The organism is Pseudomonas sp. WS 5027, from assembly GCF_012985695.1.
GTDB classification, from domain to species: domain Bacteria; phylum Pseudomonadota; class Gammaproteobacteria; order Pseudomonadales; family Pseudomonadaceae; genus Aquipseudomonas; species Aquipseudomonas hygromyciniae.
The window spans coordinates 280,816-300,620 of sequence record NZ_JAAQWU010000003.1; the positions used below are offsets into that span (position 1 = coordinate 280,816).

At 58.6% G+C, this 19,805-nt stretch carries 16 protein-coding genes; 4 read left to right on the plus strand and 12 right to left on the minus strand.

Going from position 1 to position 19,805, the window contains the following annotated elements; genetic code table 11:
* Window positions 1–161 precede the first annotated feature (161 nt).
* The 7 genes from lpdA to sdhC form a co-directional block, all read right to left on the minus strand.
* Entirely contained in the window at window positions 162–1,598 is a 1,437-nt protein-coding gene (lpdA, locus tag HBO09_RS06330) for a dihydrolipoyl dehydrogenase (protein WP_029292680.1), read from the minus strand.
* 97 nt (window positions 1,599–1,695) lie between these two features.
* Window positions 1,696–2,916, minus strand: a complete 1,221-nt coding sequence (gene odhB / locus HBO09_RS06335; RefSeq protein WP_169994338.1) for a 2-oxoglutarate dehydrogenase complex dihydrolipoyllysine-residue succinyltransferase — start codon at window positions 2,914–2,916, stop codon at window positions 1,696–1,698.
* Window positions 2,917–2,960: 44 nt separating this feature from the next.
* Window positions 2,961–5,792: a 2-oxoglutarate dehydrogenase E1 component gene (locus HBO09_RS06340; RefSeq protein ID WP_169994340.1), complete on the minus strand. Its 2,832-nt coding sequence runs from the start codon at window positions 5,790–5,792 to the stop codon at window positions 2,961–2,963.
* Window positions 5,793–6,052: 260 nt separating this feature from the next.
* Window positions 6,053–6,757: a succinate dehydrogenase iron-sulfur subunit gene (locus tag HBO09_RS06345; RefSeq protein ID WP_169994342.1), complete on the minus strand. Its 705-nt coding sequence runs from the start codon at window positions 6,755–6,757 to the stop codon at window positions 6,053–6,055.
* Between the two features lie 11 nt (window positions 6,758–6,768).
* Window positions 6,769–8,541, minus strand: coding sequence for a succinate dehydrogenase flavoprotein subunit (gene sdhA / locus HBO09_RS06350; RefSeq protein ID WP_169994344.1), 1,773 nt, complete (start codon window positions 8,539–8,541; stop codon window positions 6,769–6,771).
* Between the two features lie 3 nt (window positions 8,542–8,544).
* A complete protein-coding gene (gene sdhD / locus HBO09_RS06355) occupies window positions 8,545–8,913 on the minus strand; it encodes a succinate dehydrogenase, hydrophobic membrane anchor protein (RefSeq protein ID WP_029292670.1) in 369 nt (122 codons plus the stop codon).
* Entirely contained in the window at window positions 8,907–9,281 is a 375-nt protein-coding gene (gene sdhC / locus HBO09_RS06360; protein ID WP_003172804.1) for a succinate dehydrogenase, cytochrome b556 subunit, read from the minus strand. The genes sdhD and sdhC overlap by 7 nt, the downstream gene beginning before the upstream one ends.
* 364 nt (window positions 9,282–9,645) lie before the next feature.
* Here sdhC and gltA point away from each other — a divergent pair, with 364 nt between their 5' ends.
* Window positions 9,646–10,935, plus strand: a complete 1,290-nt coding sequence (gltA, locus tag HBO09_RS06365) for a citrate synthase (protein ID WP_003222994.1) — start codon at window positions 9,646–9,648, stop codon at window positions 10,933–10,935.
* Window positions 10,936–11,177: 242 nt separating this feature from the next.
* Here gltA and HBO09_RS06370 read toward each other — a convergent pair whose 3' ends face one another.
* The 3 genes from HBO09_RS06370 to HBO09_RS06380 form a co-directional block, all read right to left on the minus strand.
* The gene (locus tag HBO09_RS06370; protein WP_133714242.1) at window positions 11,178–12,836 is read right to left on the minus strand and encodes a cation acetate symporter; all 1,659 of its coding nucleotides are present in this window, start codon (window positions 12,834–12,836) and stop codon (window positions 11,178–11,180) included.
* Complete coding sequence (locus HBO09_RS06375; protein ID WP_057438858.1) at window positions 12,833–13,144, minus strand: DUF485 domain-containing protein; 312 nt, start codon at window positions 13,142–13,144, stop codon at window positions 12,833–12,835. Before HBO09_RS06375 ends, HBO09_RS06370 begins: the two co-directional genes overlap by 4 nt.
* 241 nt (window positions 13,145–13,385) lie before the next feature.
* On the minus strand, window positions 13,386–14,237 hold the full coding sequence (locus tag HBO09_RS06380; RefSeq protein ID WP_169994346.1) for a glycine betaine ABC transporter substrate-binding protein: 852 nt from the start codon (window positions 14,235–14,237) through the stop codon (window positions 13,386–13,388).
* 273 nt (window positions 14,238–14,510) lie between these two features.
* Between HBO09_RS06380 and HBO09_RS06385 the strand changes: the two genes are divergently transcribed.
* Complete coding sequence (locus HBO09_RS06385) at window positions 14,511–16,064, plus strand: glycosyl hydrolase family 17 protein (protein ID WP_169994348.1); 1,554 nt, start codon at window positions 14,511–14,513, stop codon at window positions 16,062–16,064.
* Window positions 16,065–16,145: 81 nt separating this feature from the next.
* Here the strand turns inward: HBO09_RS06385 and HBO09_RS06390 are convergent, their stop codons facing one another.
* Window positions 16,146–16,514 carry a hypothetical protein gene (locus HBO09_RS06390; protein ID WP_169994350.1) on the minus strand — a complete coding sequence of 123 codons (369 nt, stop codon included), beginning with the start codon at window positions 16,512–16,514 and terminating at the stop codon, window positions 16,146–16,148.
* A gap of 236 nt (window positions 16,515–16,750) precedes the next feature.
* Here HBO09_RS06390 and HBO09_RS06395 point away from each other — a divergent pair, with 236 nt between their 5' ends.
* On the plus strand, window positions 16,751–18,049 hold the full coding sequence (locus HBO09_RS06395; protein WP_169994352.1) for a serine/threonine protein kinase: 1,299 nt from the start codon (window positions 16,751–16,753) through the stop codon (window positions 18,047–18,049).
* Window positions 18,042–18,830 (plus strand): VacJ family lipoprotein, encoded by a 789-nt coding sequence (locus tag HBO09_RS06400; protein ID WP_169994354.1) that lies wholly within the window; start codon window positions 18,042–18,044, stop codon window positions 18,828–18,830. The genes HBO09_RS06395 and HBO09_RS06400 overlap by 8 nt, the downstream gene beginning before the upstream one ends.
* A 60-nt stretch (window positions 18,831–18,890) precedes the next feature.
* On the opposite strand, the gene HBO09_RS06405 is transcribed toward HBO09_RS06400, so the two are convergent.
* Window positions 18,891–19,805 carry a DUF808 domain-containing protein gene (locus tag HBO09_RS06405; RefSeq protein ID WP_169994356.1) on the minus strand — a complete coding sequence of 305 codons (915 nt, stop codon included), beginning with the start codon at window positions 19,803–19,805 and terminating at the stop codon, window positions 18,891–18,893.

A 19,805-nucleotide genomic window follows, 5' to 3' on the forward strand; every position in this document is an offset into this window, starting at 1 on the left:
CTCATTATGAGTGCCGCGCCACCTGTGACTGCTGCTCGCACAACTTGCCGAACTTAAGCCCGGTCAAGCTGCACAAGACTGCGTCCAGCGGATATTCCGCGGTGAGTCTTGCGCGCAAGGCTCACGACGGGCAACTCCGCCGTGGTTTCTTATTATCTCGCTTAGCGCTTCTTGCGGTTGGCGATGTGGATGGCGCCGCCATTCACAGCCAACGCTGCTTCGTGCAACGCTTCGGACAGGGTCGGATGGGAGAAGACCATCATGCCCAGGTCTTCGGCACTGGTGCCGAATTCCATACCGATAGCGCCCTGCTGAACCAGTTCTGCAGCGCTTGGGCCAATTACGTGGACGCCCAATACGCGGTCAGTCTTGGCATCAGCGATGACTTTGACAAAACCGCCAGTGTCGTTCGCTGCCATGGCACGGCCAGAAGCGGCAAACGGGAAGGTGCCGACGTTAACTTCAACGCCTTCAGCTTTCAACTGCTGTTCGTTCTTACCAACCCATGCAATTTCCGGGTGGGTGTAGATAACCGAAGGGATCAGGTCGTAGTTCATCTGGGTCTTGTGACCCTTGATGCGCTCAACCACCATGATGCCTTCTTCGGATGCCTTGTGTGCCAGCATCATGCCGCGAACCACGTCACCGATGGCATAGACGCCAGGAACGGTGGTAGCGCAGTGATCGTCGACATGCACAAAGCCACGCTCGTCGATGGTCACGCCGCTGTCAGACGCCAGCAGATCAGTGGTCACTGGACGGCGACCAACGGCAACGATCAACTTGTCGAAAGTGATGGTCTGCTCGCCATCCTTGTCGGTGTAGGTCACGACAACTTCTTCGCCGTTGACTTTCGAACCGGTCACGCGAGCGCCCAGCTTGATGTCCAGACCTTGTTTGGTCAGGGTTTTCAGCGCTTCTTTGGACACCGCGGTGTCGGCAGCCAGCAGGAACGTGTCCAGGGCTTCCAGTACGGTCACTTCGGAACCCAGGCGGGACCAGACCGAACCCAGTTCCAGGCCGATTACGCCAGCGCCGATCACGCCCAGGCGTTTTGGTACCGATTGGAATTCCAGGGCACCGGTCGAGTCCACGATCACGTTCTGATCAACTGGAGCCGGTGGAATGTCGATTGGACGCGAACCTGGAGCCAGGATCACGTTTTCGGCTTCGATGATTTCGGTCGAACCATCTGGCTTGGTGATTTCAACTTTCTTGCCGGCCAGCAGTTTGCCGTGACCTTGCAGGGAAGTGACGCCATTGGCCTTGAACAGGGTAGCAACGCCAGAGGTCAGGCCTTTGACGATGTTGGCCTTGCGGCCGACCATTGCTGGCACGTCCATGGTCACGCCAGCGTGGTTGATGCCGTGGATGGCAAAACCGTCCTGGGCTTCGTGGAATTTCCAGGAGCTGTCCAGCAGCGCCTTGGAAGGAATGCAACCCACGTTCAGGCAAGTACCGCCCAGCGCCAGTTTGCCTTCCTTGTCGGTGTATTTTTCGATGCAAGCAGTCGAGAGGCCCAGTTGAGCGGCCTTGATGGCGGCAACGTAGCCGCCAGGGCCCGCACCAATCACTACAACGTCAAATTTCTGCGACATGAAAAAAAATCCTCTTTAGCAAAAAAGCTTCAAGCCCGAGCCACAAGCCAGGCTGCAATTGCTTGCAGCTTGAAACTTGCAGCTCACGGCCGCTTTATCAGATATCCAGCAGCAGACGAGCTGGATCTTCCAGCAGGTTCTTGATGGTCACCAGGAAAGTCACGGCTTCTTTACCATCGATCAGGCGGTGATCGTAGGACAGTGCCAGGTACATCATCGGACGAATCACGACCTGGCCATTGATGGCCATAGGACGCTGGATGATGTTGTGCATGCCCAGGATCGCGGCTTGCGGCGGGTTGACGATCGGGGTCGACATCATCGAACCGAAAGTACCACCGTTGGTGATCGTGAAGGTACCGCCGGTCATCTCGTCGATGGTCAGCTTGCCGTCACGGGCTTTCTTGCCGAAGCCAGCGATGCCGCCTTCGATTTCAGCCAGGCTCATCAGCTCGGCGTTACGCAGGACCGGTACCACCAGGCCACGGTCGCTGGAGACGGCAACGCCGATGTCAGCATAACCGTGGTAGACGATGTCGCCGCCGTCGATGGAAGCGTTGACTGCCGGGAAGCGTTTCAGCGCTTCGGTGGCCGCTTTCACGAAGAACGACATGAAGCCCAGGCGCACGCCATTGTGGGACTTCTCGAACAGATCCTTGTACTTCGAACGCAGGGCCATGACTTCAGTCATGTCGACTTCGTTGAAAGTGGTCAGCATCGCCATGTTCGACTGTGCTTCAACCAGGCGCTTGGCCACGGTGGCACGAACGCGGGTCATCGGTACGCGCTTCTCGGTGCGGTCGCCAGCGGCGAACACAGGAGCAGCGGCAGCCGGGGCAGCAGCCTTGGCAGGCGCGGCAGCCGGAGCGTTTTTCTTGGCTTCAACAGCAGCTACCACGTCTTCCTTGGTCACACGGCCGTCTTTGCCAGTGCCTTTGATGGAAGCCAGGTTGATGCCATTTTCTTCAGCCAACTGACGCGCAGCCGGTGCAGCGATTGGATCTTCACCACCAGCGGCCGGAGCGGCGGCAGCCGGTGCGGCAGCCGGAGCAGCGGCGGCTGGAGCAGCGGCAGCAGCGCTACCCGCTTCGATCGAGCCCAGAACCTGGTTGGACAGGACGGTCGCGCCCTCTTCGGCAACGATGGCACCCAGGACGCCGTCGGCTTCGGCCAACACTTCCAGCACGACCTTGTCAGTCTCGATGTCGACGATCAGGTCGTCACGCTTGACGGCCTCGCCTGGTTTCTTGTGCCAAGTGGCAACGGTGCCATCGGCAACCGATTCCGGGAATGACGGGGCTTTGATTTCGATAGCCATTATCTGTGGGTCCTTAAAATTCGGTTTCAGTCAGCGCGAAGGCGTTAAACAGTGAAAGCATCTTGCAGCAGTTTTTCCTGCTGCTCGGCGTGCATCGATGCATAACCACAAGCAGGTGCAGCAGAAGCATCACGACCGGCATACTCCAGGCTCAAGGCCTTGTTGTGGTTGCCGATGCTGCGACGCAGGTGATGCTGGCTGCTGTACCACGCGCCCTGGTTCATCGGTTCTTCCTGACACCACACCACATTGGTGAGGTTGTTGTAAGGCGCAATGGCCTCCATCAGGTCGTCTTCCGGGAACGGGTAAAGCTGCTCGATACGCACGATGGCGATGTCTTCGCGGCCTTCGGCACGACGTTTTTCCAGCAAGTCGTAGTAGACCTTGCCGCTGCACAGGATCAGGCGAGTGACCTTGGCCGCGTCCAGGGTGTCGATTTCCGAGATAACGGTCTGGAACGAACCATCGGCCAGATCTTCCAGGGTCGAGATGGCCAATTTGTGACGCAACAGCGATTTCGGAGTCAGCACCACCAACGGCTTGCGCAGCGGGCGGATCACCTGGCGACGCAGCAAGTGGTAGATCTGGGCCGGGGTAGTCGGTACGCACACCTGGATATTGTGCTCGGCGCACAATTGCAGGTAACGCTCCAGACGGGCCGAGGAGTGTTCCGGCCCCTGACCTTCATAACCGTGCGGCAGCAACATGGTCAGACCGCACAGACGGCCCCACTTGTGCTCGCCACTGGTAATGAACTGATCGATTACCACCTGGGCGCCGTTGGCGAAGTCGCCGAACTGGGCTTCCCAGATCACCAGCGCGTTTGGCGTGGTGGTCGAGTAACCGTATTCGAAGGCCAGTACGGCTTCCTCGGACAGGAACGAATCGTACAGATCGAAACGTGGCTGGCCTTCATACAGGTGCTGCAACGGGATGTAGGTGCCTGCGTCTTTCTGGTTGTGCAATACCGCGTGACGGTGCGAGAACGTACCACGGCCGATGTCCTGGCCGGTCATGCGGATCGGGTGACCTTCGAATGCCAGGGTCGCGTATGCCATGGTTTCGGCATAACCCCAGTTGATCGGCAGGCCGCCGGCTTGCATCTTCTGACGGTCTTCGTAGATCTTCGCAACCTGGCGCTGTACCACGAAGCCTTCCGGGATTTCCAGCAGCTTGGCGGACAGTTCCTGCAGGGTCTTCAGATCGAACGAGGTGTCGTGACGCGCAGTCCAGGCGTGGCCCAGGTACGGGCGCCAGTCCACGAACAACTCTTTGTTCGGCTCCTTGACCAGGCTTTTTACTACATGCAGACCGTTGTCCAGCGCGTTGCGGTATTCATCGATCTTCGCCTGAACACGCGCTTCATCCAGCACACCGGCCTTGGTCAGGCTTTCGGCGTACAGCTCACGGGTGGTGCGCTGCTTGGTGATCTGCTGGTACATCAACGGTTGGGTGCCGCTAGGCTCATCCGCTTCGTTGTGACCGCGACGGCGGTAGCAAACCAGATCGATGACCACGTCACGCTTGAACTGCATGCGGTAGTCAATGGCCAGTTGGGTCACGAACAATACAGCTTCCGGATCATCCCCATTCACATGGAGGATCGGCGCCTGGATCATCTTGGCAACGTCGGTCGCGTACTCGGTAGAGCGCGCGTCCAGCGGGTTGCTGATGGTGAAACCAACCTGGTTGTTGATAACGATGTGAACGGTACCGCCGGTCTTGAAGCCGCGGGTCTGCGACATCTGGAACGTTTCCAGGACCACGCCTTGACCGGCGAATGCCGCGTCACCGTGGATGGAAATCGGCAGAACCTTCTCACCGGTGGAATCGTTGCGACGATCCTGGCGCGCACGTACCGAACCCTCGACCACTGGAGAAACGATTTCCAGGTGGGATGGGTTGAACGCCATGGCCAGGTGAACTTCACCGCCGGTGGTCATCACGTTGGACGAGAAGCCCTGGTGGTATTTAACGTCACCGGAACCCAGCTCGACCTTCTTCTTGCCTTCGAACTCGTCGAACAGCTCGCGCGGGTTCTTGCCGAAGGTGTTGACCAACACGTTCAGGCGACCACGGTGAGCCATGCCGATCACGATTTCCTTGGTGCCGTAGGAACCGGAACGCTGGATCAGTTCGTCAAGCATCGGAATCAGGCTCTCGCCGCCTTCCAGGCCGAAACGCTTGGTGCCCGGGTATTTGGTACCCAGGTACTTTTCAAGGCCTTCGGCAGCAGTTACGCGCTCAAGCAGGTGGCCGCGCACATCGGCGGACAGCACCGGACGGCCGCGCACGCCTTCCAGGCGATGCTGGAACCAGTGGCGCTGCTCGGAATCGGTGATATGCGTAAATTCAGCGCCGATGGTGCGGCAATATGTCTGCTGCAACGCTTCGTGAATTTCGCGTAGGCTCGCTTCCTCTTTGCCGATGAACAGGTCGCCGGCACGGAAAATCGTATCAAGATCGGCATTGGTCAAGCCGTAGTGATTGATCGACAGGTCTGCAGGTGCAGGACGCTGCCACAGCCCCAGCGGATCAAGCTGGGCTGCCTGGTGGCCACGCATACGGTAGGCCTGGATCAGTCGCAGTACTTCAACTTGCTTCTTCTCGTGCTCACTGCTCACGCTCCCGGCGGAAACCGGTTGGGCGCGGCGCTGGTTCTTTGCCAGCAGCACAAACTGATCGCGAATTGTTGCATGCGATACATCGGTGGCAGCGTTGCCGTCTGAAGACAACGTCTGAAATTTGGTGCGCCATTCTTCTGGCACAGCGTTAGGGTCGTGCAGGTAGAGCTCATAAAGCTCTTCCACATAGGCAGCGTTACCACCTGAAAGATAGCCGCTGTTCCACATGCGCTGCATCACGCTTTCTTGCATGCTTGGTCACCCTCGATTTGGGGACACCACCGGCGAAAACACCGAGTTTGCTTGCAAAAGGCCAAGTGCAGCGACCAAAACAAGCCACTTAGGATCACGCTGATAGTTCGGGTACCAACCCGAATGCCCCTGCTTGTCTCATTTCTTCAAAATAAGAGCTGCGGCTTTGTAAGTCGCTGCTCAAGTTAAAACTACGGCGCCGGTTGAAGCCTGCGCCGTAGCATTTACGGGCACAACGGTCCTGCTTTTACTACAACGTCTTACACGCCGCTTTGCAGCAGCATGTTACGGATGTGACCAATGGCCTTAGTCGGGTTCAGGCCTTTGGGACATACGTTGACGCAGTTCATGATCCCGCGGCAGCGGAATACGCTGAACGGGTCATCCAGTGAAGCCAGACGCTCGGACGTCTTGGTGTCACGGCTGTCTGCCAGGAAGCGATAGGCTTGCAGCAGAGCAGCTGGACCCAGGAACTTGTCCGGGTTCCACCAGAAGGACGGGCAAGAGGTCGAGCAGCAAGCGCACAGGATGCACTCGTACAGACCGTCGAGCTTCTCGCGCTCTTCCGGGGACTGCAGACGCTCGATGGCCGGAGCCGGCGTGTCGTTCTGCAGGAATGGCTTAACCTTCTCGTATTGCTTGTAGAAGATGCTCATATCGACGACCAGGTCACGGATAACCGGCAAACCTGGCAATGGACGGACAACGAGCGTGCCTTTCTTGACCACGGCAGACAGCGGCGTAACGCAAGCCAGGCCGTTTTTGCCGTTGATGTTCATGCCGTCGGAACCGCAGACTCCTTCACGGCAAGAGCGACGATAGGAGAAACCTTCGTCCTGCTCTTTGATCAGGGCCAACACATCCAGCACCATCAGGTCTTTACCACCGGTATCGACCGTGAATTCCTGCATGAACGGCGCAGCGTCCTGATCAGGGTTGTAGCGATAAACACTGACTTTCAACATGGCAGCCACCCTTAGTAAGTCCGAATCTTCGGTTCAAACGTCGGAACCGTCTTCGGCGAGAAGTTCACGGCACGCTTGGTTACGCGCTTGTCACCCGGGAAGTACAGGGTGTGGCACAACCAGTTTTCGTCATCGCGATCTTCATAGTCTTCACGAGCGTGGGCACCACGGGATTCTTTACGAACCTCGGCGGCGATCGCAGTCGCTTCAGCCACTTCCAGCAGGTTTTGCAGCTCAAGGGCTTCGATACGAGCGGTGTTGAACGCCTGGCTCTTATCGTTGATCTTGACGTTGGCAATCCGCTTGCGCAGGTCGGCCAGCTGGGTAATACCCTTCTGCATGTATTCGCCAGTACGGAATACACCGAAGTAGTTCTGCATGCAGCTTTGCAGCTCGCGACGCAGGGTTGCCACGTCTTCGCCATCCGTGCGCTCGTTCAGAGCGTTCAGACGCGCCAGGGCAGCTTCAATATTGGCGTCGGTGGCGTCATCGTATTCGATGCCGTCGGTCAGCGCCTTTTCCAGGTGCAGGCCGGCAGCGCGACCGAATACCACCAGGTCGAGCAGCGAGTTGCCGCCCAGACGGTTGGCACCGTGTACCGATACGCAAGCCACTTCGCCTACAGCGAACAGACCATGAATGATCTCGTCCACGCCTTCGGCGTTCTGGGTGATCGCCTGGCCATGAATGTTGGTCGGCACGCCGCCCATCATATAGTGGCAAGTTGGAACCACCGGAACCGGAGCAACAACCGGGTCAACGTGCGCGAATGTCTTGGACAGTTCGCAGATACCTGGCAGGCGGCTGTGCAGCACTTCTTCACCCAGGTGATCGAGCTTCAACATCACGTGGTCGCCGTTCGGGCCGCAACCGTTGCCGGCGATGATTTCTTTAACCATCGAACGGGCAACCACGTCACGACCGGCAAGGTCCTTGGCGTTCGGAGCATAACGCTCCATGAAACGCTCGCCGTGCTTGTTGATCAGGTAACCGCCTTCACCACGGCACCCTTCTGTAACCAGTACACCGGCGCCGGCGATGCCGGTTGGGTGGAACTGCCACATTTCGATGTCTTGGACCGGAACGCCTGCACGCAGGGCCATGCCAACGCCGTCGCCGGTGTTGATCAGGGCATTGGTGGTCGAAGCGTAGATACGGCCTGCACCGCCAGTCGCCAGAACAGTAGCCTTGGCGCGGATGTAGGTGGTTTCACCGGTTTCGATGCAGATAGCGATCACGCCGACGAATGCGCCGTCCTGGTTTTTCACCAGGTCAACTGCGTAGTACTCGTTCAGGAACGTGGTGCCGGCTTTCAGGTTGCCCTGATAAAGGGTATGCAGCAGTGCGTGACCGGTACGGTCGGATGCCGCGCAGGTACGGGCAGCCTGGCCGCCTTTACCGTAATCCTTGGACTGACCACCGAATGGACGCTGGTAGATACGACCCTGTTCGGTACGGGAGAACGGCAGACCCATGTGGTCCAGCTCGAACACCGCAGCCGGGCCTTCCTGACACATGTACTCGATAGCGTCCTGGTCACCGATATAGTCGGAGCCCTTGACGGTATCGTACATGTGCCAGCGCCAGTCATCGTTCGGATCGGCAGAAGCGATAGCGCAGGTGATGCCACCCTGGGCCGATACAGTGTGGGAGCGGGTCGGGAACACCTTGGTGATCACGGCTGTCTTGTGACCGCCCTGGGCCAGCTGCAGTGCAGCGCGCATGCCGGCGCCGCCACCACCAATAATGATGGCGTCAAAAGAAATCGTTGGAATGTTAGCCATGAATCAGATACCCCAGAGAATCTGCACACCCCAGACGAAGTAAGCGAACATCGCGACGCCGCATACTGCCTGGAAAAGGAAACGTACTGCAGTCGCGGACTTGCCCAGCGCCATCGGCGTCAGGTAGTCGGTCGCGATGGTCCACATGCCGACCCAGGCGTGAGCGCCCAGGGCCACAAGGGCGAGCAGACTGAAGATACGCATCCCGTTGTGGGAGAACAGACCGTGCCATTGGGCGTAGCCAATGCCAGGGTTTGCAACGAGGTACCCGATCAGGAAAATGAAATAAGCCGCGAGAACGACCGCAGACACACGCTGCGCCATCCAGTCATAGAGGCCCGAACGCGAAAGGTTCGTAACGCTGGTTACCATATCCAAACTCCTGCCAGAACGATCAGCACCACGGAAATGGCGATGATGATTTTCGAGCCCAGGCGGCCGCCTTCCAGCGTCTCACCGATGCCCATATCCATGATCAAGTGGCGCACACCGGCTACCAGGTGATACAGCAGAGCGGACAGGAGGCCCCATGCTACGAACTTGGCCAGCGGGCTGGTCAAGCATGCCTTCACCTCGGCGTATCCTTCCTCGGAACCCAGGGATTTGCTCAATGCATAAAGCATGATGCCCAAGCCCAGGAACAGGATGATGCCGGAAACACGGTGCAGGAACGACGTAACGCCGGTGATGGGGAGTTTGATGGTCCTTAGGTCTAGGTTTACAGGTCGTTGGCTATTCACGGCTTTTTTTCACACTGAAGAGCCCCTAACAATCAGGGCAAAGTTGTTGGGGAGTGCACTGGTCAGGTAAGCACCACCCAGGGAGTGCGACCCCCAATGAAAGCAAGCCCAAAAGCCCTTGGCGGTCGGTGGCCGAGTATAGACAGTTAGGCTACTAATGACAACGCGTGCCCCTCACCCTAATAGCTGATTGCGCTGACGGGATAAAAGGCGTAAACGGCAGGCAATTTCGAGGAAAAAGTACGGTTAAAGCCTTCTGGGGCAAGACTTTAGGCAAATTGACATCTGGATTTATATCAATATAGTGGTGCGGGCCCTGCGTGGGGGGTCTGTCTGATGATTTGAAGCATAAATAGGAGGCCACATGGCTGACAAAAAAGCGCAGTTGATCATCGAGGGCGCAGCCCCCGTCGAGCTGCCCATTTTAACCGGCACCGTTGGTCCCGATGTTATCGACGTACGGGGCCTGACGGCCACGGGCCGTTTCACTTTCGACCCAGGCTTCATGTCGACCGCTTCTTGCGAATCGAAGATTACCTATATCGACGGCGATAATGGCATCCTGCTACATCGCGGCTACCCGATCGAACAACTGGCCGAGAAATCGGACTACCTGGAAACCTGCTACCTGCTGCTAAATGGCGAATTGCCAACAGCCGAGCAAAAGGCCCAGTTTGTCAGCACCGTGAAGAACCACACCATGGTTCACGAGCAGTTGAAGACCTTCTTCAACGGCTTCCGTCGCGACGCCCACCCGATGGCCGTCATGTGCGGCGTAGTCGGCGCCCTGTCGGCCTTCTATCACGACTCCCTGGACATCAATAACCCGCAGCATCGCGAAATCTCCGCGATCCGCCTGGTTGCCAAGATGCCAACCCTGGCCGCAATGGTTTACAAGTACTCCATGGGCCAGCCCATGATGTACCCGCGTAACGACCTGACGTACGCGGAAAACTTCCTGCACATGATGTTCAACACTCCGTGCGAGATCAAACCGATCAGCCCGGTACTGGCCAAGGCCATGGACCGGATCTTCATCCTCCATGCCGACCACGAACAGAACGCCTCGACGTCCACCGTGCGCCTGGCGGGCTCCTCGGGTGCCAATCCGTTCGCCTGTATCGCTGCCGGTATCGCCGCACTCTGGGGCCCTGCCCACGGCGGTGCGAACGAAGCCGTATTGACCATGCTCGATGAAATCGGCGATGTGTCCAACATCGACAAGTTCATCGCCAAGGCCAAGGATAAGAACGATCCGTTCAAGCTGATGGGCTTCGGTCACCGGGTCTACAAGAACCGCGACCCGCGCGCCACCGTGATGAAGCAGACCTGCGACGAAGTGTTGAAGGAACTGGGGATCAACAACGATCCGCAACTCGAACTGGCCATGCGCCTGGAAGAGATCGCGCTGACCGACCCGTACTTCATCGAACGCTCGCTGTACCCGAACGTCGACTTCTACTCGGGGATCATCCTCAAGGCTATCGGCATTCCAACCAGCATGTTCACCGTGATCTTCGCCCTGGCGCGGACCGTGGGCTGGATCTCCCACTGGAAAGAAATGCTCTCCAGCCCGTACAAGATTGGCCGCCCGCGCCAGCTGTACACCGGCTACGAGTCGCGTGACATTACCAAGCTGGAAGACCGCAAGTAAGCATTCAACTGCTTAGCTGCATTGAGAACGGCCTCCCTTAGTGGAGGCCGTTTTTGTTTGTGCTGCCTGACATACCGCTTTCGCGAGCAAGCCCGCTCCCACAGTTGACCGGGTACATCCTTTGAAATGCGGTCAACTGTGTGCGGGCTTGCTCGCGAAAGCAATAACCCAGGCAACACAGAACCCCAGGCAAAAAAATGCCCCGGCCTTTGGACCGGGGCATTTCTTATTGAGCTACAACCTTAGTGGTTAACCGCCCCGCTCGCCCCCAGGCCAGTCTGCGAACGCACAAACTGCGGGAAGTACAGCGCACGCTCTTTCACCGCCGCCGCCGACTTGTCGGTGATGGAGAAGAACCAGATACCCACGAACGCGATGATCATCGAGAACAGCGCCGGGTATTCGTACGGGAAGATCGCCTTTTCATGGTGCAGGATCGAGACCCAGATGGTCGGGCCGAGGATCATCAGGCCCACCGCACTGACCAGGCCCAACCAGCCGCCAATCATTGCGCCACGGGTGGTGAGGTTCTTCCAGTACATGGAAAGCAGCAGCACCGGGAAGTTACAGCTGGCCGCAATGGAGAACGCCAGGCCGACCATGAACGCAATGTTCTGGCTTTCGAACAGGATGCCCAAGCCAATCGCCAGCACTGCCAGGGCGATGGTGGTGATCTTCGACACGCGAATCTCATCCTTCTCGTTGGCCTTGCCTTTCTTGATCACGCTGGCATACAGGTCATGGGACACCGCCGAAGCACCGGCCAGGGTCAAGCCGGCAACCACCGCGAGGATGGTGGCAAACGCCACGGCCGAGATGAAGCCCAGGAAGATACTGCCGCCCACCGCATTGGCCAGGTGCACCGCCGCCATGTTGTTGCCGCCCAACAGAGCGCCTGCTGCATCCTTGAACGCCGGGTTGGTGCTGACCAGCAGAATCGCGCCGAAGCCGATGATAAAGGTCAGGATATAGAAGTAGCCGATAAAGCCAGTGGCATACAGCACGCTCTTGCGGGCTTCTTTGGCGTCACTCACGGTGAAGAAGCGCATCAGGATGTGTGGCAGGCCAGCGGTACCGAACATCAGGGCCAGGCCCAGGGAGAACGCCGAGATCGGATCCTTGACCAAGCCGCCAGGGCTCATGATCGCCTCGCCTTTAGGGTGGACCTTGATCGCCTCGGAGAACAGCATGTTGAAGTCGAAGTTGACGTGCTTCATCACCATCAGCGCCATGAACGAGGCACCGGACAGCAGCAGCACGGCCTTGATGATCTGCACCCAAGTGGTGGCCAGCATGCCGCCGAACAACACATAGAGGCACATCAGGATACCCACCAGGATCACCGCTACATGGTAATCAAGGCCGAACAGCAGTTGGATCAGCTTGCCCGCGCCGACCATCTGCGCGATCAGGTAGAACGCCACCACCACCAGCGAACCACAGGCCGACAGGCTGCGGATCTGGGTTTGCCCGAGGCGATAGGACGCCACGTCGGCAAACGTGTACTTGCCCAGGTTACGCAGGCGCTCGGCGATCAGGAACAGAATGATCGGCCAGCCCACCAGGAAGCCGATCGAGTAGATCAGGCCATCGTAGCCAGAGGTGAACACCAGTGCGGAAATCCCCAGGAAAGACGCCGCCGACATATAGTCACCAGCGATCGCCAGGCCGTTCTGGAATCCGGTGATCTTGCCACCCGCGGCATAGTAGTCGGCCGCCGAGTTGTTACGTTTGGATGCCCAGTAGGTAATGCACAATGTTGCGCCGACGAAGGCGACAAACATCAGGATCGCTGCGATGTTCAGCGGTTGCTTGTGCACTTCACCGGTCAATGCATCCGCCGCCCAAACGGCAGGAGCAAAAAGAGAAGCGCCGAATACAGCCAATAGACGACGGATCATTGCGCAGCCTCCTTGAGAATCGCATTGTTCAGGTCGTCGAATTCGCCGTTGGCGCGTCGCACATAGATGCCTGTGAGAACAAAGGCCGAGACAATCAGCCCGACCCCGATAGGGATTCCCCAGGTTATGGAGGATTCAGGACTGATCTTGGCCCCCAGGACTTGCGGTCCATAGGCGATCAACAGGATGAATCCGGAGTAAAGCCCAAGCATGATCGCCGAGAGAATCCAGGCGAACCTTTCCCTTTTTCTTACCAGCTCCTTGAAGCGCGGGCTGTTTTGAATCGAGAGGTAAATGCTGTCGTTCATTGTTTTTATCCTCGCAGCACAGCTTTTTTATTATTGGAACGTATCCACTGTATGCGGCTGCAGGACAGGTTCCAGACGACCTTAGTCTTAGAACCAGTGTAGCGAGGGTTTACGGCGCGGCAGAAACAATTGTAGGAGCGAGCTTGCTCGCGAAAAACATCAACGATAACGCGCACATCCTGGATGCTCGCGGCGTCTTTGCGTTCTTCGCGAGCAAGCTCGCTCCTACAGGTTTATCCGATTAATTGGCGGTCCACTCAGCCACACGCTCAGGATGTTTGGCCACCCAATCCTTGGCCGCCGCATCAGGCTTGGCACCTTCCTGGATAGCCAGCATCACTTCGCCGATTTCATCCTTGGAGGCCCACTGGAATTTCTTCAGGAACGCCGCGACTTCCGGGGCTTTCTTTTCCAGGCCCTTGCTGCCGATGCTATTGACCGTCTCGGCGGCGCCATAAATGCCTTTTGGATCTTCAAGGAACCGCAGTTTCCACTTGGCGAACATCCAGTGCGGCACCCAGCCGGTCACCGCGATGGAGTCCTGCTTGTCTTCGGCACGGGTCAATTCCGCGATCATTGCCGCCCCGGAGCTGGCTTGCAGCTTATAGTCCAGCCCGTATTGCTTGATGGCCTCGTCAGTCTTGAGCATCACGCCTGAACCGGCATCGATGCCAACAATCTTGTTCTTGAAGGTGGTGTCGGTCTTCAAGTCCTCGATGGACTTGGCCTTGACGTACTCCGGTACGATCAAGCCGATCTTCGCCTCCTTGAAGTTGGGGCCGTAGTCGACCACCTTGTCCTTGTTCTTGGTCCAATACTCGCCGTGAGTGACCGGCAGCCAGGCCGAGAGCATGGCGTCGAGTTTGCCGGTGGCCACGCCCTGCCACATGATCCCGGTGGCAACTGCCTGCAGTTTCACGTCATAACCGAGCTTTTGCTTGATCACCTCAGCCGCCACGTGGGTGGTGGCGACACTGTCCGACCAGCCGTCCACATAGCCGATGCTCAGGGTCTTGCTGTCGGCGCTGGCCAGTGTGGAACCCATCGCAACTACCAACGTGGCAGCTGCGCCCAAGAGTCGTCGCATCTTCATAGTGCATCCCCGAAAGTGCTGCGCCCGACGGATGCCGAGCGACGTCAACCTGTTGTTCTATGGTGCTGTAGGATCATCAACCCGCCGCCCCCGGCGACCTGCTCTGACTACGACCTCGGGTAAGCAAGAAACGACATCAAGTTGCCAGTAGGACGAACTGTAGGAAATCCCGTCAAAATTCCGCCCGAACTTTGCATGTCAAAATTATGCGACCCCACTGAAAACCGGCAAATACAGGTAACATGCGCGCCTTTGCTCCCACACGGCCTGACCATGACCGCGACTGCTCGCTTCCCCTTCCTGCCTTATGTATTTGCCTTGCTGCTCGGCCTGTTCGCCCTCGGTGGCTACTGGTACGGCCTTGGCCAGCCGATAGTGCTGCCGGATGTGGCCAGCGCCAGCCACAAGCTGCAATGCGCGTCCTACACACCGTTCGACAAGGACCAATCGCCGTTCGACCAGCCCTTCAAACTGCGCCCCGAGCGCATGGACGCCGACCTGGCACTGCTGGCCACGCGTTTTGAGTGCATCCGCACCTACTCCCAGACCGGCCTCGAGGCCTTGCCTGACCTGGCGCGCAAACACGGGCTGAAGCTGATGAGCGGCGCCTGGATCAGCAGCAACCCGGTGGACAATGCCAAGGAAGTCGACAAGCTGATCGCCTCGGCCAATGCCAACCCCGACGTGGTCACATCGGTGATCGTCGGTAACGAAGCCTTGCTGCGCAAGGAAATCACCGCCACGCAGTTGGTGAAGTTGATCGAGCAGGTCAAAAGCCAGATCCAGCAGCCGGTCACCTACGCCGACGTCTGGGAGTTCTGGCTGCAACACCCGGAAATTGCCCCGGCGGTGGATTTCCTGACCATTCACCTATTGCCGTACTGGGAAGATAACCCGGCGGGCATCGATCAGGCCCTACGCCATGTCAGCGATATTCGCCAGACATTCGGTAACCGCTTCGCCCCGAAGGACGTGATGATCGGCGAAACCGGCTGGCCCAGCGAAGGCCGCCAGCGGGAAACCGCGGTGCCGAGCCGGGTCAACGAAGCCAAGTTCATTCGCGGCTTTGTCGCCATGGCCGAAGCCAATGGCTGGCACTACAACCTGATCGAAGCCTTTGACCAACCATGGAAACGCGCCAGCGAAGGTGCGGTCGGCGGTTACTGGGGGCTGTTTGATGCCGATCGCCAGGACAAGGGCATTCTGGCCGGCCCGGTCACCAACGTGCCGTACTGGCCTGTGTGGCTGGGTGTTGGCGGGATGATCCTGCTAGGCACCCTGGTGCTCGGCGGACGCGTTCGCACCACCCGCGCCGCGTTGTTGCTGCCGTTGCTGGGCGCGGTAGCGGCGGGTTCGATTGGCAGTTGGGCCGAACTTACCCGGGTGACTGCACGCTTCACTGATGAATGGATCTGGGCCGGGCTGTTGCTTGCCCTGAACCTGTTGGTGCTGGCCCATGCAGCCCTGGCCTTGAGCGCTCGCCAGGGTTGGCGCGAACGGGCCTTCGCCTGGCTGGAGCAACGCGCTGGCTGGCTGATCGCATTTGCCGGGTTCGCCACTGCGGTGATGATGCTGGCGCTGGTGTTCGACCCGCGCTACCGCAGCTTCCCCAGCGCCGCCCTGCTGCTGCCGGCGCTGGTCTACCTGCTGCGCCCAGTGACCGGGCCACGACGGGAAATTGCCCTTCTGGCCTTCATCATCGGTGCCGGCATTGCGCCGCAGCTGTATCGCGAAGGCTTGATGAACCAGCAGGCGCTGGGTTGGGCGGTGGTGAGTGGGTTGATGGTTGCTGCCCTGTGGCGTTGCCTGCGAGTGCGCAAGGCTTGAGATTGCTATCGCGGGCAAGCCCGCTCCCACATTCGACCGCTGTACTAAATGTGGGAGCGGGCTTGCCTGCGATCGGCCCTATCAGACAGCCCGAGGCGCCCTGACCAACCGCAACCCGGCAATCACCAGCGCAAACACCGCAAAATTGGTGTTGTACAACGCCAGTGCCGGAATTCCAAACGCCAGCCCCAGCACCGCCAAACCCCAGCCGGCACGGCCTGGCACCAAAAACGCCAGTACCGACGTGACCAACGCGGCCCAGCCCAACATCCGGAAGTGAATCATCAGCCCCAGATTGGCACGCAGCTGGCATTCCCAGCGGCTGGCGTCATCGGCACAGATGCCCACCCACTGCCCGTCTTCCATAAACCCATAACGGGCGCCATAACTGGCGGCCAGCCATAACGGCAAGGCCAACAGCAGTAGGATCAGCGGCAAACGACGGGACATAAAGGCACTCCGATAGGCGAAAACGGCGCCCAGCTTAATCTCCCCGGGGGCATTGGCAAGGGCTGCACACAGATAACTATTCATCAAAGCGTGCCAAAGTGTATCGTCTGCCCACTATTACCTCGATTCCTGCGTTTTTTTCCGATATTAAGTGCCGATGGCTGGCACTTCGGCGATAACGCGGTGGTCATAGCCTGCGAACTTCATTAAGCACGTTTCCTCTTAGGGATTTAGTCATGCTCCGTTCCTTGCGCTGTGCTGCCCTGTTGGGTGGCCTTTTTTTGAGTGCGTCAGCACTGGCGGTCGATGTTGATCCGGCCAGCTATGGCTACCCTTTGACCAACCCGTTCGAAGCGACCATCGCCACAACGCCACCGGACCTGCGGCCGGATTTGCCATCCATCGATGAGATCAACCAATCCGACTACAGCCTGAACATGCGCCCAGAGCGTGAATTCAGTCTGCCCGACAACTTCTGGCCGGTGAAGAAACTCACCTACCGCATCGCCAAGCAAGACCGCGCGGCACCCCTGATTTTCCTGATCGCCGGCACCGGCGCGCGTTTTGACAGCTCCATCAACGAATACCTGAAAAAGCTGTACTACAAGGCCGGCTACCACGTCGTCCAATTGTCGTCGCCCACCAGCTTTGACTTCATCAGCGCCGCCTCGCGCTTTGCCACCCCCGGCATCACCCAGGAAGACGCCCAGGACATGTACCGCGTGATGCAAGCCGTACGCGCGCAAAACGCCACGTTGCCGGTCACCGACTTCTACCTCACCGGCTACAGCCTGGGTGCCCTGGACGCGGCATTCGTCAGTAAGCTGGACGAAACCCGACGCAGCTTCAACTTCAAGAAAGTGCTGCTGCTCAACCCGCCGGTCAACCTCTATACCTCCATCACCAACCTCGACAAGCTGGTGCAGACCGAGGTCAAGGGCATCAACAACAGCACCACGTTCTATGAGCTGGTGTTGAACAAGCTGACCCGCTACTTCCAGCAAAAGGGCTATATCGACATGAACGATGCCCTGCTCTACGACTTCCAGAACTCCAAGGAACACCTGACCAACGAGCAGATGGCGATGCTGATCGGCACCTCGTTCCGTTTCTCGGCGGCCGATATCGCCTTCACCTCGGACCTGATCAACCGTCGTGGCTTGATCATCCCGCCCAAGTACCCGATCACCGAAAGCACCAGCCTCACGCCGTTCCTCAAGCGTGCGCTGCAGTGTGATTTCGACTGCTACCTCACCGAACAAGTGATCCCGATGTGGCGCGCCCGCTCCGACGGCGGCAGCCTGCTGCAACTGATCGACCAGGTGAGCCTGTACGCCCTCGAGGACTACCTGCGCGACAGCCCGAAAATCGCGGTAATGCACAACGCCGATGACGTGATCCTCGGCCCTGGCGACCTGGGCTTTTTGCGCAAGACCTTCGGCGATCGCTTGACCGTCTACCCGCTGGGCGGCCATTGCGGCAACCTCAATTACCGCGTCAACGCCGACGCCATGCTGGAGTTCTTCCGTGGCTAAACATCTCCTGCTTCTTGCGGCCTTACTCTGTGCAGGCGTTGCCAACGCGGACAACAGCAAGGCTCACGCACCGACCGTGGTCGACCAGGATGGCTTCAAGGAACCCTTGAGCAAACTCAAGTTCAACCCTGGCCTGGACCAGCGCGAGTTCGAGCGCTCGACCCTCAACGCCCTCAACGTCTATGACCCGCTGGAGTCGTGGAACCGTCGGGTGTACCACTTCAACTATCGCTTCGACCAATGGGTATTCTTGCCAGTGGTCGATGGCTATCGCTACGTCACCCCAAGTTTCCTGCGCACCGGTGTCAGCAACTTCTTCAACAACCTGGGCGACGTGCCCAACCTGATGAACAGCCTGCTGCAACTCAAGGGCCATCGCTCCCTGGAAACCACGGGCCGCCTGCTGGTCAATACCACCCTTGGTATCGCCGGCCTGTGGGACCCGGCCACCGCCATGGGCCTACCGCGCCAGAGCGAAGACTTCGGCCAGACCCTGGGCTTCTACGGCGTGCCCGGTGGTGCTTACCTGATCCTGCCGATCCTCGGCCCATCCAACCTGCGCGACACTGGCGGCCTGTTGGTGGACTACACCGCCGAATCCCAGATCAACCTCCTCAACGTGTCTGAAGTCAGCTCCAACCACCCGGAAATCTGGGCGTTACGTGCGGTGGACAAGCGCTACCAGACCAGCTTCCGTTACGGTCAGATGAACTCGCCGTTCGAGTATGAAAAGGTGCGCTACGTGTACACCGAGTCGCGCAAGTTGCAGATCGCGGAGTAACCGCCCAAGCACAAAAAAAGGCCATTCGATTGAATGGCCTTTTTTATGGCTCTCAGGTGCTCAAGCCTTGAGCGATTTCCACGCCTTGCCCACCCCGCTGACTACCGCCAGCACCAGCGCCCCCGCAATGATCCCCGCCACGGCATTGAGCAGGGTCGGCATCAACCAAGTGATGCCACCGATGCTCTGGCTGACAGTTTCAATCCAATGATGCACCGCAGGCACGCCATGAGTCAGGATGCCGCCGCCGACCATAAACATGGCTGCCGTGCCGATCACCGACAGGCTTTTCATCATGTACGGTGCGGCCCGCAGAATCCCGCCACCGATGCTGCGCGCCATCTGCCCGGGCTTTTGCGTGAGCCATAGGCCCAAATCATCGAGTTTGACGATACCGGCCACCAGACCATAGACGCCGATGGTCATGACCAGGGCGATGCCCGACAGTACGATCACTTGCTGCATCAGCGGTGCGTCGGCGACGGTGCCCAGGGTGATGGCGATGATTTCGGCAGAGAGGATAAAGTCGGTGCGGATCGCACCCTTGATCTTGTCTTTCTCGAAGGCCACCAGATCTGTTGCGGGGTCGGCCACGGCTTTGACCAACTGGGCATGTTCGGCCTGATCGTCGGCCTTGCTGTGCAGGAATTTATGGGCAAGCTTTTCAAAGCCCTCGTAACACAGGTAGGCGCCACCGAGCATCAACAGTGGCGTGACCGCCCACGGCGCGAAGGCGCTGATCAATAGCGCGGTGGGCACCAGGATCAGTTTGTTGATAAACGAGCCCTTGGCAACCGCCCACACCACCGGAATTTCCCGCTCGGCGCGCACACCAGAGACTTGCTGGGCATTGAGCGCCAGATCGTCACCCAGCACGCCGGCGGTTTTCTTGGCGGCCATTTTTGTCATCAAGGCCACATCGTCGAGAACGGCGGCGATGTCATCGATCAATACCAACAAGCTGCTTCCTGCCAT

Excerpts from the sequence above, each read along its gene's own strand:
- HBO09_RS06345 (WP_169994342.1), bottom strand. The coding sequence starts at position 6,757 with ATGTTGAAAGTCAGTGTTTATCGCTACAACCCTGATCAGGACGCTGCG.
- HBO09_RS06390 (WP_169994350.1), bottom strand. The coding sequence starts at position 16,514 with ATGTCCCGTCGTTTGCCGCTGATCCTACTGCTGTTGGCCTTGCCGTTA.
- gltA (WP_003222994.1), top strand. The coding sequence starts at position 9,646 with ATGGCTGACAAAAAAGCGCAGTTGATCATCGAGGGCGCAGCCCCCGTC.
- HBO09_RS06375 (WP_057438858.1), bottom strand. The coding sequence starts at position 13,144 with ATGAACGACAGCATTTACCTCTCGATTCAAAACAGCCCGCGCTTCAAG.
- lpdA (WP_029292680.1), bottom strand. The coding sequence starts at position 1,598 with ATGTCGCAGAAATTTGACGTTGTAGTGATTGGTGCGGGCCCTGGCGGC.
- HBO09_RS06395 (WP_169994352.1), top strand. The coding sequence starts at position 16,751 with ATGCTCCGTTCCTTGCGCTGTGCTGCCCTGTTGGGTGGCCTTTTTTTG.
- odhB (WP_169994338.1), bottom strand. The coding sequence starts at position 2,916 with ATGGCTATCGAAATCAAAGCCCCGTCATTCCCGGAATCGGTTGCCGAT.
- HBO09_RS06385 (WP_169994348.1), top strand. The coding sequence starts at position 14,511 with ATGACCGCGACTGCTCGCTTCCCCTTCCTGCCTTATGTATTTGCCTTG.
- sdhD (WP_029292670.1), bottom strand. The coding sequence starts at position 8,913 with ATGGTAACCAGCGTTACGAACCTTTCGCGTTCGGGCCTCTATGACTGG.
- sdhA (WP_169994344.1), bottom strand. The coding sequence starts at position 8,541 with ATGGCTAACATTCCAACGATTTCTTTTGACGCCATCATTATTGGTGGT.
- HBO09_RS06405 (WP_169994356.1), bottom strand. The coding sequence starts at position 19,805 with ATGGCAGGAAGCAGCTTGTTGGTATTGATCGATGACATCGCCGCCGTT.
- HBO09_RS06380 (WP_169994346.1), bottom strand. The coding sequence starts at position 14,237 with ATGAAGATGCGACGACTCTTGGGCGCAGCTGCCACGTTGGTAGTTGCG.
- HBO09_RS06340 (WP_169994340.1), bottom strand. The coding sequence starts at position 5,792 with ATGCAAGAAAGCGTGATGCAGCGCATGTGGAACAGCGGCTATCTTTCA.
- HBO09_RS06370 (WP_133714242.1), bottom strand. The coding sequence starts at position 12,836 with ATGATCCGTCGTCTATTGGCTGTATTCGGCGCTTCTCTTTTTGCTCCT.